Source organism: Agarivorans sp. D1326 (assembly GCF_056958115.1).
Window position 1 is genome coordinate 381,546 of record NZ_JBTWEN010000001.1, and the last position, 12,766, is coordinate 394,311.

General features: G+C 44.9%; 13 protein-coding genes. 10 read left to right on the forward strand and 3 right to left on the reverse strand.

The window, feature by feature from the left end; translation table 11 throughout:
* The first annotated feature begins 47 nt into the window (after nucleotides 1-47).
* Genes ACYFDN_RS01645 through ACYFDN_RS01670 form a run of 6 tightly spaced genes read left to right on the forward strand, consistent with a single transcriptional unit; the run spans nucleotide 48 to nucleotide 6,772 of the window.
* Entirely contained in the window at nucleotides 48-1,004 is a 957-nt protein-coding gene (locus tag ACYFDN_RS01645; RefSeq protein WP_016403435.1) for an AAA family ATPase, read from the forward strand.
* Nucleotides 1,004-1,918: a DUF58 domain-containing protein gene (locus ACYFDN_RS01650; protein WP_483509786.1), complete on the forward strand. Its 915-nt coding sequence runs from the start codon at nucleotides 1,004-1,006 to the stop codon at nucleotides 1,916-1,918. The genes ACYFDN_RS01645 and ACYFDN_RS01650 overlap by 1 nt, the downstream gene beginning before the upstream one ends.
* Nucleotides 1,911-2,456: a DUF4381 domain-containing protein gene (locus ACYFDN_RS01655; RefSeq protein WP_483509787.1), complete on the forward strand. Its 546-nt coding sequence runs from the start codon at nucleotides 1,911-1,913 to the stop codon at nucleotides 2,454-2,456. The genes ACYFDN_RS01650 and ACYFDN_RS01655 overlap by 8 nt, the downstream gene beginning before the upstream one ends.
* On the forward strand, nucleotides 2,449-3,453 hold the full coding sequence (locus ACYFDN_RS01660) for a VWA domain-containing protein (RefSeq protein ID WP_152781120.1): 1,005 nt from the start codon (nucleotides 2,449-2,451) through the stop codon (nucleotides 3,451-3,453). Before ACYFDN_RS01655 ends, ACYFDN_RS01660 begins: the two co-directional genes overlap by 8 nt.
* Nucleotides 3,446-5,182, forward strand: a complete 1,737-nt coding sequence (locus ACYFDN_RS01665) for a vWA domain-containing protein (RefSeq protein ID WP_483509788.1) — start codon at nucleotides 3,446-3,448, stop codon at nucleotides 5,180-5,182. Before ACYFDN_RS01660 ends, ACYFDN_RS01665 begins: the two co-directional genes overlap by 8 nt.
* Nucleotides 5,183-6,772 carry a BatD family protein gene (locus tag ACYFDN_RS01670; protein WP_483509789.1) on the forward strand — a complete coding sequence of 530 codons (1,590 nt, stop codon included), beginning with the start codon at nucleotides 5,183-5,185 and terminating at the stop codon, nucleotides 6,770-6,772.
* Nucleotides 6,773-6,786: 14 nt separating this feature from the next.
* Here ACYFDN_RS01670 and ACYFDN_RS01675 read toward each other — a convergent pair whose 3' ends face one another.
* Complete coding sequence (locus tag ACYFDN_RS01675) at nucleotides 6,787-7,071, reverse strand: YfcZ/YiiS family protein (RefSeq protein ID WP_016403441.1); 285 nt, start codon at nucleotides 7,069-7,071, stop codon at nucleotides 6,787-6,789.
* A 153-nt stretch (nucleotides 7,072-7,224) separates the two neighbouring features.
* On the opposite strand from ACYFDN_RS01675, the gene ACYFDN_RS01680 reads away from it, so the two are divergent.
* From ACYFDN_RS01680 to ACYFDN_RS01695, 4 genes are all read left to right on the forward strand, one after another.
* Nucleotides 7,225-7,791: a sigma-70 family RNA polymerase sigma factor gene (locus ACYFDN_RS01680; RefSeq protein WP_016403442.1), complete on the forward strand. Its 567-nt coding sequence runs from the start codon at nucleotides 7,225-7,227 to the stop codon at nucleotides 7,789-7,791.
* Entirely contained in the window at nucleotides 7,760-8,506 is a 747-nt protein-coding gene (locus ACYFDN_RS01685; RefSeq protein ID WP_084681985.1) for a DUF3379 domain-containing protein, read from the forward strand. Before ACYFDN_RS01680 ends, ACYFDN_RS01685 begins: the two co-directional genes overlap by 32 nt.
* A gap of 298 nt (nucleotides 8,507-8,804) precedes the next feature.
* Nucleotides 8,805-10,058 (forward strand): outer membrane protein transport protein, encoded by a 1,254-nt coding sequence (locus ACYFDN_RS01690; protein ID WP_406611114.1) that lies wholly within the window; start codon nucleotides 8,805-8,807, stop codon nucleotides 10,056-10,058.
* Nucleotides 10,059-10,153: 95 nt separating this feature from the next.
* The gene (locus tag ACYFDN_RS01695) at nucleotides 10,154-10,546 is read left to right on the forward strand and encodes a MerR family transcriptional regulator (protein WP_016403445.1); all 393 of its coding nucleotides are present in this window, start codon (nucleotides 10,154-10,156) and stop codon (nucleotides 10,544-10,546) included.
* Here the strand turns inward: ACYFDN_RS01695 and ACYFDN_RS01700 are convergent.
* Nucleotides 10,543-11,127: a thymidine kinase gene (locus tag ACYFDN_RS01700; protein WP_483509790.1), complete on the reverse strand. Its 585-nt coding sequence runs from the start codon at nucleotides 11,125-11,127 to the stop codon at nucleotides 10,543-10,545. The genes ACYFDN_RS01695 and ACYFDN_RS01700 overlap by 4 nt on opposite strands.
* Nucleotides 11,128-11,146: 19 nt before the next feature.
* Nucleotides 11,147-12,727, reverse strand: a complete 1,581-nt coding sequence (locus ACYFDN_RS01705; protein ID WP_483509791.1) for a Na+/H+ antiporter NhaC family protein — start codon at nucleotides 12,725-12,727, stop codon at nucleotides 11,147-11,149.
* Between the last annotated feature and the right edge of the window lie 39 nt (nucleotides 12,728-12,766).

Sequence of the window (12,766 nt, forward strand, 5' to 3'; positions counted from 1 at the left end):
GAAGAGTGTTTTATCATCCGCATGCGATGAACAATTCAGAGGATCAAATGAGTAACAACACACTATCGGCCATTAGAGATTACCTTAACCAAAGCATAGTTGGCCAAACTGAATTTATTAATCAATTACTTATCGCTTTATTGGCCGACGGGCACATATTAGTGGAGGGACCTCCAGGCCTTGCTAAGACCCGAGCGGTAAAAGCACTATCGGAATGTATAGAAGGTGATTTTCATCGAGTCCAGTTCACCCCAGACTTATTACCTGCAGATTTAACCGGTACCGATGTGTTTCACCCAGAGACTGCCAGCTTTAGCTTTCAGAAAGGGCCTATTTTTCACAACTTAGTATTGGCGGACGAAATTAACCGTGCCCCTGCTAAAGTGCAATCGGCTTTACTTGAAGCCATGGCCGAGCAGCAAATCACGGTAGGTAGCAACAGCTATAAACTGCCCAAACTGTTTATGGTAATGGCTACTCAAAACCCCATTGAGCAAGAAGGTACTTACCCACTTCCAGAAGCGCAACTAGACCGCTTTATGTTTAAGCTGTGTTTGAACTACCCTGATGCAGAAAACGAACTCAAGATTCTGCAACTTACTGAACGTGAAGCCAAGCAAGTGCACTTACGTCAGCCTGAACCGCTCACTCAACAAAAGCTATTTGCCCTGCGCCGAGCGATTATGGAAGTTCACATCGCACCTCAGCTTAACCAATACATTGTTGATTTAGTGGTGGCTACTCGCCAACCAGAGCGCTACACCGACGAATTTAGTCAGTGGTTAGAGTTTGGTGCAAGCCCACGCGCCAGCATTTCATTAGCCCGCGCCGCTCGCGCTAAAGCTTGGCTCGACGGTCGAGATTTTGTTAGCCCGGAAGATATTCAACAATTAGCTTATCCAGTATTACGCCATCGCTTATTGCTTAGCTACCAAGCGCAAGCCAAAGGGATTCAAGCCGATGCGGTTATCCAACGTTTACTTGAATTGGTGGCCTTTGCCTAATGGATACCATTAGTCGCCAATCGCCGGTAAGTTTACAGATTGAACAGTTGATTGAAGCGCGTGCTATTCACTTAAATATGCCTCCCTGGCGCCAAGTGAGTAGTAGCCGTCATGGGAATCGCTTAAGCAAAGTTCGAGGACGAGGCATGGAGTTTGACGAAGTGCGTCATTATCAACCAGGAGATGACATTCGTTGCATCGACTGGCGAGTAACGGCGCGCACCGGTAAAACCCATACCAAATTGTTTCGAGAAGACCGCGAGCATCCGGTGTTTATCTTTCTTGATTTATCACACTCCATGTATTTTGGCAGCGGTGACAAACTTAAGTCGGTTTTCGCGAGTGAGCTGGCGGCCTGTTTAGGCTGGAATGCCCAACAACTAGGTGAGCGCGTGGCCTTAACTCTGCACTTAGGTGAGCAAGCCCACAACCAGAAACCAGCAGCCAGTAAAACCCATTGGTTAGCTCAGCTACAAAGCATTGTTGATGTGCACAATCAACAGTTTGCCGCATTAAGTGAGCAGCAACTGCAGGGCTCGTCGCCAACTCACAATCTTGAGACTTTATGCCAGTTAGTCAAAACCGGCTACCAAGTGCATTTAATTAGCGACTTTTACCATTTTGACAAAGCAGCCTCCTTGCATTTACAGCGCTTAGCTAGCCATAACCAAGTGTTTGCTTGGCAAATTAGCGATCCTTTAGAGCAACAACTGCCCAAAGCGCATACCGCAATGCAACTGCAAGTAAGCAATGGCAACCGCGAGGGATATTTGCAGCCAGATAACAAAGCATTTAGGCAACAATTTAAGCGTTTGGCTAATCAGCGCCAACAACAGATTGAGCAAATGCTGCAACAAGCTCGCATTCCTCATCAGCATTTTTCAACAGCCTTAGAGTGGCAGGACTATGCCTGAGCAAACTAATCCTCTAGTTGATTTAAAAGACATCATTTTACCCACAACTTACGAAACCGCCCTCCCCGCCATTGGTTGGTGGCTACTTGGTGTACTGGTCATACTTTCACTTAGCTTACTGCTATTTGCAGCTTGGCGTTTTTGGTATTTAGATAAACCTCGACGTGAAGCATTACTTAAGCTCAAGCAACAACCAGCCACCTTGGCAGAACTCAACGTATTAATGAAGCGCTTGGCCTTGAGTTATTACCCACGTCAACAAGTCGCTTCGCTAAATGGTCAAGCATGGTTAGCCTTTTTAGACAGTACTTCACGAAAAAACCAAGCTGCATTCTCAGAGCTACAAGATGCTTGGCAGCAAGCCTTGTACTCAGCTACCCCATCGGATTCTGCCCAGCAATGTATTCAACTTGGCGAACAGTGGATTAAACAGCTAAGACCGCCGCTAAGTATGGCCAGCTTATTTGGCTTTGGCAGGAATCAGCAAAACACCAAACAACACTTGAATGGCAAAAATAAGGGAGGCCGCGATGTTTGAGTTTGTCTGGCCTTACGTATTTGTGCTTGTTCCTGTGCTTTGGTTGGTAGAAAAATTCAGCCAAGCCAAGCAACAACAAAGCGAAGTATTATTAAACAGCAGTTTGCCTTTTACCCAACAGCAAGCTGCTTTGGAAAAAACCAATAGCCCACTAAAAATTGGCCTTAAATGGTTAGTTTGGATTTTGTGCATTACTGCTTTAGCACGTCCAGTATGGCTAGACGATGAAGTCCAAGGCTTAAATGAGCAAGGCCGCGATTTATTATTATCGGTTGATATGTCGGGCAGTATGCAAATCAAAGATATGCAACTTGATGGTGAAGCGGTAGACCGGCTAACAGCCCTTAAGTTTTTGCTTAGCGAATTTATTGAACAACGCCGCGGCGACCGTTTAGGCATGATTTTATTTGCCGACCATGCCTATTTAGCCAGCCCACTAAGCTTTGATTTAGACAGCTTGCTAATTCAAGTAAAAGAGCTAGTACACGGTTTAGTTGGCGACAGAACCGCTATTGGTGAAGGCATCGGTCTAGGTATTAAACAACTAATGAACCACCCAGCAGAGCAGCGGATCCTTATTCTACTTACCGATGGCCAAAATACTTCTGGCTCGGTTGACCCGATGCAAGCCGCAGAGATGGCAGCCAAGAATCAAGTGGTGATTTACACCATTGGTGTGGGCGCCGACGAGCTTTACCAACAAACTTTATTTGGCGCACGTAAGATAAATCCTTCGCAAGATCTCGACGAAGGCGCGTTGATAAAAATAGCTGAAATGACTGGTGGTCAATATTACCGAGCTCGCAGCACCGAAGATCTTTCGAAAATCTACCAAGAGATAAATGCTTTAAATCCAATCTCAGAGGCTCAGCAGTTCTACCGCCCACAATACGAGTTGTATTATTGGCCCTTGGCGTTAGCAACCTTGCTATTAGTGGCTAGTTTAGCCAGCCCGATGCTAATGCGCCGTTTTAATCAGGAGGCAAGCAATGTTTGATATAAGCTTATTGCGTCCAGAATGGCTATTGCTTAGCCCACTTTTATTACTGCTGTTGTTTAAAAAGCAGCAGCGCGAACAATCTGCTTGGAGCAAACTGCTTAGCCCAGGCATTGCTAAATATTTGGTAGATTCTCCAAAACAAAGCAAACGCTCCCAATGGTCTTTAACCAGCTTACTGGCTCTGATTCTAATCGCCTTAAGTGGCCCAAGCATTATTAGTGACAACGTACCACTATACCGCGAAGGTTCTGCCCGTGTGCTAATCATGGACATGTCTTATTCGATGCGAGCGCGGGATGTAAAACCTGATAGAGTGGAACTGGCAAAGTACAAAGCACTAGATTTACTCGAGCAATGGAAAGATGGTGAAACCGCACTTATTGCTTATGCAGGAGATGCATTTGTACTTAGCCCCTTAAGTAGTGATACCAATACACTCGCCAACCTGGTTCCCCACCTAAAACCAGAGTTAATGCCAGCTCACGGTTCAGCCCTTAACCTTGCTATTGAACAAGCTGCCGAGCTAATCAAACAAGCCGGCTACGCGCAAGGCGATGTAGTAGTGATTGGAGACGGGCTCACTGAACAGCAAATGCAGTTAAGCTTAAGTAGCTTGCAACAACATAATTTACGTTTTTCTATGTTGGCCTTAGGCACCGAAGAAGGAGCGCCCATTCCTCTAGAAGATGGCAGCATGCTAAAAGACCAATATGGCAGCATTGTTATTGCTAAGCTAGAAGCAGATAACTTTCTGCCACTTTGCCAAAACACCGGCGGTATTTGCCAGCTAATTAGTGCTGATAATAGCGATATTGAGAAACTGAGCTCCTTACGTAGCCGCAGTTTTGATAGCGAACAACAAAGCAACCAACAAGCGCAGGTGAGAAAAGATATTGGCTTTTATCTGCTGCCTTTTATTTTATTGATGCTACTAAATAGCGTGCGCCGCGCAGAGCTATTGCTAGTTAGTTTATGTGTTAGCATTTTTGCCCTACCAAAGCCCGCTCTGGCTAACTCGGTGTGGACAAATCAAGCCCAACAAGCACAACAAGCTTTTGAAGAAGAACGCTATGGCGAAGCTGCTGAGCTGTTTACCGACCCAAGTTGGAAAGCCTCAGCTTTATACAAAGCTGGTAACTATCAAGAGGCGCAAGCGCTGTTTGCTCAAGATAGCAGTGCCAATGGGTGGTTTAACCAAGGAAATGCTCATGCTCAACTTGGTGATTATCAACAAGCGATAGAAGCCTATGAGCAAGCCTTAGAGTTACAAAATGACTTCCCTGCCGCTCAACATAATAAGAAATTAGTTGAAGAGCTGTTAGAACAACAGCAGCAAAACCAGCAACAGTCAGAGCAGCAAGATTCTAGCGATTCAGATCAGCAATCAGAGTCGGACTCGTCTCAACAACAAGGTGACCAACAGCAGGACGATTCCCAAGCAGAAGAGAATCAAGACCAACAATCGCCTTCTGAGCAACAGTCCGAGCAAGAGCAAGAGTCTGAACAGCAACAACAGGCGCAAGCCAGCGAAGAACAGTCAAATGAAGAACAAGAGCCTGAGCAAAGCGCGCAAGCCAATAACTCGCAAGGTGAACCGAGTGACCAAGAAGAGTTACAGAAATGGCTCGAGGATCTACCCAATGACCCAAGTTTGTTGCTTCGCAATAAAATGTACCTTGAATATCAAAAACGACGTCGTCAGCCTAGTAATCAGGAGAACTGGTAAGTGAAAGCGCTTAGTGTATTTTTTATTCTTTTACTTAGCTTTAATGCTTATGCCACGACTAAAGTTACCGCTTCGGTTAGTCAAAATCCTGTGGCAGTTGGCCAAGCCTTCACGCTAGAAATTGTGGCCGACGATACCTTGGCGGCCAGTGAATTTGACTCATCGGTGTTGTTAAGGCAAAAGTTTGTAGTAGGCAGTACTTCAACTAGCCGCCAACACACCAGCATTAATGGTGAATCATCTACCCAAACTCGCTGGACCACTACCCTATTGGTGCGCGAAGAAGGTAATTACCTTATCCCTAGTTTTAATATTGGTGGGCAAAATACAACGCCAATTCAACTTAAAGCCAAAACCATTGCAGCCATAGAGCCAAGTAAAGACCAGGTACGTATGGAAGTAAGCTTGGATAATGCTCAGGTTTACATTGGCCAGCCTGTAACCTATACCGCCAAGATTTGGGTAGCAAATAGCCTAGACCAAGCCAATATTATCGCGCCCAGCATGCTCGGCGCCAAAATAGAAAAGCTAGGTGACGACAAGCAAGATTTAGAGATAATTGATGGCAAACGTTATCGCACCCTTACCCGTCACTGGTTAGTCACCCCTGAAAAGGCCGGTGAATTTGAAGTAAAAGGGCCACGTTTAAGCGGCCTAGCCAACGACATCAACCGCCGAGCAAGGCCGGTAGACATTGCCGCGCAAACCTTGTCTTTAGAAGTAAAAGCGCCACCGGCAAGTTTTCCAGGTACGTGGCTGCCTTCCAATGACCTATTGCTATATGAAGAAATTCAACCACTGCAAAGTGACTATCAGCAAGGCCAAGCTTTTACCCGTATTATCAACTTAACCGTTGCTGGAATAACCGAAGATCAACTGCCGGAAATTGATATTAATTACGGAGAAGATTTTCGGGTTTACCCAGAAGCGTACCAAGACCGCACCATAGTTAAAGATGGAATAGTGTTTGCGCAACGCAGTTTAAATGTTGCACTGATACCAGTAAACGAAGGCGAACTGACTCTTCCTGGCTGGTCACTACCTTGGTGGGATTTAAGCAAAGATCAACAAGCCAGTGCCGATATAGCACCGCGAACCATTACCGTAGTGGCAGCTCCGGTAAATCAGCAGTTGCAATCATTACCGAGCAATCAACAAGTTCTCCCTGAAGTGCAAGAAAAACCTAGCACCTCATTGTGGACTTGGTTTTTCGCCCTTGCATGGATAATGACCCTTGCGTTGTTGGTTTGGGTGATAAAACGTAAAAAAAGCAATGCCAAGCAAGAGGCTCAACTAGCGCCAAATGCTAGCGCAGTAGATTTAGATGATGACTATTGGACACAGTTTGCTGCGGCCTGTAAAGCGGGCCAAAAGCTGCAAGCTGAACAAGCCTTAGCTAAGTGGATAAATAAACAGCAGCTAACTAGCAGCTTTGCCGCTCTGCATAAAGAAATTAGCGCCGCGAACTGGGCGAGCGATGATAAAACAGACTTTGATTTACTCGCGTTTTTCCAGCAATGCCAAGCCTTAAAGAAACAAGGCCAAGGAAAAAAAGAGCGAGAAGAAGGGCTCTCCTCGCTCAATCCTTAATATAAAAACACCGCTTAGCGGTTTAAGCCTAATTGAAAGATTAGGCTTTCTGCTTGGCAGCAAAAAGTAAACGAAGCAGCCAGTTTAAACCCGCCTTCAACAGCGGTAACTTCGCTGCTAATCTCACAAGGATCAGACTCTGCCTTACGAGCTTTGTCTACTAAAGCGTTTAATCGGGCTTCGGCTTGTTGTTGCTCGGCAAACACTTCTTCAACTTGTGCTGTACATTCTTCGCCGTCGATAACCGCACCAACATCAACACAACAACAAGTTTTAGATTCTTCTAACTTAGTTTTCATCTATTTTCCTTTCATTTACAACAGGCCTTAGTTATAACTCTTCAATCTAAACCAAAGCGAAATCAGGTGTATAGTGTGTACCATAGACCAAATAAGGTCTCTTTGATGCGTATCATAACAGATTAGCCTTCGACGTTTTATCTAGGAAATTACATGGTTGTTGATTTTTTTCGAAAGAAAAACCAAACCGACTCGGTCATGTCGGATATGGAAGCAAAACAAAAACGTTATGAAGCCTTAGTACAGGCTTACAATAAGGATGTTTACCGTTACGCCTACTGGCTAGTAAAGGATAAGCATATCGCCGAAGACATAGTTCAAGAGACCTTTCTTAGAGCTTGGCGTTCACTCGACAGCCTTAAAGATGAAAAGGCAGCCAAAGCGTGGTTAATTACCATTCTTCGCCGAGAAAACGCCCGTCGCTTCGAGCGAAAACAGTTTAACTTGGTGGATATCGAGGATCATTCAGTTGCCGATGTAAACGCTACATCTACCGAGCAACAAATTGAAAATGAATGGTTACGCCGCCAAATAGATAAGCTGGCACCTGAATATAAAGAACCGCTGCTACTCCAAGTGATAGGTGGATTTAGCGGTGATGAGATTGCCGATATGTTAGAGCTAAATAAAAACACAGTAATGACACGGCTTTTTAGAGCAAGAAATCAGCTCAAAGAAGCCCTAGATAATGACCAAGAACGAGGACAAAGCAATGGATGAGCTAGAATTTCGCCGTCAGTTGTATACCAATCCTCGAGAGCGTAGCGATACGCTTATACAGGAAGCAACGCGCACACCTAAAAATAAAAAACTGTATGACGAGATGCAGCAGTTTGAGTGCAAGTTAGAGCAAGCACTAAACGTAGATGTGCCAGACGCGCTTGCAGAGCGACTAATACTAAGCCAAAGCTTCGACGATTCACAACTGGAATACCGCCGCAAAACTCGAGTACATATTGCTATGGCTGCATCCATTGCCTTTGTAGTGGGTTTAAGTTTTAGCTTAGTTAATTGGCAACTGCCTACCGGGCAAGTAAATATGGGCCAAGTAGCTTTAGAACATGTTTATCACGAAATGCCTTATACCAGCGGTGTTGATGAACAGCCAAGCCTGCAAACAATTAATGCTAAGTTAGCCCGTTATGGTGCAAGCTTTGACCAACTTCCTGGCGAGGTTGTGTATGTTAACCACTGTGCTTATGCAGGTGCGCCAGCTTTTCATATGATTATGAAAGGAAAAATGGGCTCAAATATAAATGTGTTTGTAGTGCCTAAATCCACCGAGTTGCAAGCGGTTGAAAGCTTTGCCGATAAAAAGATGCACGGGATGGTTTCTAAACTATCTAATGCCAACCTTGTCGTGGTAGGTGAACGTAACGAACCTATTGAAAAAGCACTTGATACGCTCACCGCAGATTTAAATCAATCTATCTGATTTAATTAAAATAAAGTCAACTCCTATTGTCTTATCAATGGGGGTTGATTTTTTTGTTTGTGAACTAGCAATAAAGCTCAACAATCCCGCTTGATGTTTCGAAACAATCATTTATATTTCTTAGCTCACCAAGATTAAACAAGTGTTTAACTTTTGTGCAGCAGCTCCAACTTTTGACATAAAGCATTAACAAACACTTAACAATTATTTTATTTACTCTTAATCTGGTCAGAGGTCAGCGCTCTTACTAAGACCCATACATAACTAAACGTTTAACCCCGTAATTAGAGAGGGAACGATGAAAATAAGGAAATTACCACTCGCGCTTCTTGCCGCGTCAGCTACATTTACTGCCGCTCATGTAAACGCAGCCGGTTTTCAACTAGTGGAACACTCTGCTTCGGGGCTAGGCCGCTCGTTTGCGGGTGAAGCTGCTATTGCCGACAACGCTGCCGTTATGGCACGTAACCCTGCTGCAATGTCGATGTTCGACACTATTGCGGTATCGGGTGCTTTAAGTTATATCGCGCCTGACGTTTACGTTAGAGGTAATACAGGCGTAGATTCAATAGACCAAGCCTTAACCAATAACGATGTAGTGCCTGGTGCAGCAGTACCGGCTGGCTATTTCATCCAACCACTTAATGACAAGTGGGCCTGGGGTGTTGGCATGTTCTCAAACTTTGGTTTATCTACAGATTATCCAGAAGATTACGCTGCTGGAGCCCTTGCTGGCCAAACAGAGTTAATTACCTTAAACCTAAATCCAAACGTGTCGTACCGCATCAATGACCAATTTAGCGTTGGTGCTGGTGTAAACGCCGTTTACGGTACTGCTAAGCTAGTACGTAACTTTGGTACTGGCGGTCCATTTCCACCAAGCGGCACAGCCGCCTCTTTAGAAGGTGACGGCTGGGGTTTTGGTTGGAACATCGGCGGTATGTGGGAAGTAAATGAAGATCACCGCTTCGGTATTAGCTACCGCTCAAAAGTGGACCTTAAATTTAAAGGTGACTACCACTCAGACATTCCTGAAGGGCTAAGTGATAACCCTTACGGAACCGGCGGACAAACCATTGGTGGCGAGCTGACCCTTAACCTGCCAGACATTTTTGAAGTATCTGGTTACAACCGCTTAAATGATGCCTTTGCCGTTCACTACAGCTATGTTTGGACTGGCTGGAGTACCTTCCAAGAAATTGACGCCACCTCAGAAGGCATTGGCAGCGTACTAAACAAACAAGAGCAGTTTAGTAACTCTTACCGCGTTTCTTTTGGTGGAACTTGGTACCTAAACCCTGCCTGGGAATTACGTGCAGGTATGGCCTTTGACCAAAGTCCTTCTCGCACCCATAAAACCATCAGTATTCCCGACAACGACCGCTACAACTACGGCATTGGCTTTACTTACCATTTAAGTGAGAAAGGCAGTATTGATACCGGCTTTACTTACATTCAAGGTAAAGAAGGGGCGTTTAACGAGGAAGGGGTTGAGTTTGTATCGAAAGGTGATGCGTACATTGCCGCTATTCAATACAACCACAGCTTTTAAGTCTTGAAGAGCAACCGGCAACACGCCGGTTGCTTGACCTAAGCTTAAGTTTCACCCACGCTTCAGTTATTCAACCACACGTACTGAGGGCAGCCATGGTAAATACCCCTACCCCCTATTCAATTAGCGAACTAGCCCAAGAATTTACCATAAGCACTCGCAGCATTCGCTTCTACGAAGACCAAGGCCTATTACAGCCTGTTCGCGATGGCACTAAGCGGCTTTATTCCAAACACGACAAACTTCGACTCAAACTCATTTTACGCGGCAAACGATTAGGCTTTTCTTTAAAAGAGATAAAAGAGCTGTTCGATTTATATGACGCCAAGCTAAGCAGTAGCAAAGAGGTAACAGGATTAATTGACAGTATTAAACTAAGAAAGTTGAGTTTATTGCAGCAGTTAGAAGATATTCAAGTGGTGTTAATGGAGTTAAAATCAGCAGAGCGCCGCTGTAACGACGCTCTTAATAAACTAACTAAAGATTAATGCTCGCCTGCATTGCCTTGAATAAAGTGCTTACGGCATAGCGATACATATCGTTCGTTGCCACCAATTTCAATTTGCTGCCCTTCACTCACTACCTGACCATGTTGGTCAATACGAGCATTAAAGTGGCCTTTATTGCCACACCAACAAATGGTTTTAAGCTCTTCGAGCTTATCGGCTAAACACAGTAAATGGTAAGCACCTTCAAATAGCTCCCCCATAAAATCTGTTTTTAAACCATAAACCATTACCGGTATGTGCAAGTCGTCAACTACTCTAGCCAGTTGATACACTTGGTCTTTACGCAAAAACTGCCCTTCATCCACAATAACGACATCTTGTTTGTTTTGCTGATTTTTAGAGCTTACCAATTCAAACAAGTCCTGCTCTGCACAAAAGGTTTCAGCCTCTAAGGACAAACCTACTCGAGCTTTAATGGTACCCACACCATCGCGGGTATCCATTGCAGGGATCAGCGCCAAAGGATTCATACCGCGCTCTTGATAATTAAAATGAGCTTGAATAAGTTGGGTTGATTTTCCAGAATTCATAGCGGCATATTTAAAATGTAGTGAAGCCATTTACAGCGCAGTTCCTTGTTTATTTACTGTTTAGTGCCAAAGCTGAATTTTGCTGGCGATGGTACAAAGTTGCGATAGTAATGGCAAACAATAACAAACCAACGGCAAGTGAAGCGATCACACTTCCGGTCATTCCCATTACCAAGTAACAGCTAATGCTTATTTTGGCGACTAACAAAGCGTAAGGGAGCTGCGTGGCTACGTGGTCAATGTGGTGACAAGCTGCGCCGGTAGATGACAAAATAGTGGTATCGGAGATAGGCGAACAATGATCACCAAATACCGCACCCGCTAATACTGCAGACAACATAGGCAGTATTAAGCTCACATCACTGGCTACTGACATATCGGCAGCAATTGGCAACATAATGCCAAACGTGCCCCAGCTAGTACCAGTAGAGAAGGCCATTAAACCCGCTAATACAAATACTAACACTGGCAAAATAGCTGGGCTAATCGCGCCATCTAATTTAGAAGCTAGGTACTTGCCGGTTTCCATATCGCCGATTACGCCACTAATAGACCAAGCAAACACCAAAATAAGAATGGCTGGGCTCATAGCCTTAATACCCACCCAAATGGCATGAGCAAGCTGAGACAAGCTAAGCTGTTGCTTAAACGCAAAACCCACGCTCACCAATAGGCCTATTACGCCACCGGTGACCAAAGACAGGGTCACATCGGTATTCTCTAATGCGGCTAACAAGCTAAAGGCTTGCCCTTCTTCTAATGCCGTAGCGCCTGTAACCACAAAGCTAGCAAATGTCACCAAGGTTAAAATAGCGATAGGCAGTACTAAACCAAGCGGTGAGCCGTTATCGGCTTCAAAGTCATGATTCACACTACCTGCAGGGATACCCTTGCTCTCATCAAACAATTGCCCCTTCTCAGCGTTTCTCTCATGCTGCTTCATTGGACCAATATTAATATTGAAATAAGCAACCACTAAGGCCATTAGCAAAGCAAACACAGCGTAAAAGTTTAGTGGGATCATGGTGGCAAACGCCGCCAGCGGTGTGATGTCAGTGATATTGTGAGTAACCAACAAACCACCTACTAAGGCAATAATATAAGCCCCCCAACTCGATAATGGCATCAGTACACACATTGGCGCAGCCGTTGAGTCAAGCAAGTAAGCGAGCTTGGCGCGCGATACCCCTACTTGGTCAGTAAGCGGACGCGCAACGCTACCCACCGCTAAACTGTGGAAATAGTCATCGACAAACACCACAAAGCTTAACAAGGCAGTGGTAACGGTAGCATGACGCTTGGTCTTAATCCGTTGCTTAGCCCATTCTGCAAAGGCTGTGGTTGCGCCAGTAGCAGTCATTAAGCTAGTCATGGCGCCTAGCAGCAGCAGGAAGATAATAATTTGCAGATTCCACCAGTTAGGCGCACCGTCATCCCACGCTAAGCCAGCAGCAAGCTGTGACAAATAAATGCCAGAATCTACAAAAGAAAAGTTACTGAGTAACAAAGCACCCGTGATGATGCCGCAGCTAAGTGCAATAATTACGCGTCTTGTTGCTAAGGCAACCAACAGCGCAATCACCGGTGGAAGAATAGATAAAAATGAATCGGTATAAGAAATGGTTTGCATGTTTTCTCTGTTTTTAAATTCAGAGAGCAAATTGAGTGA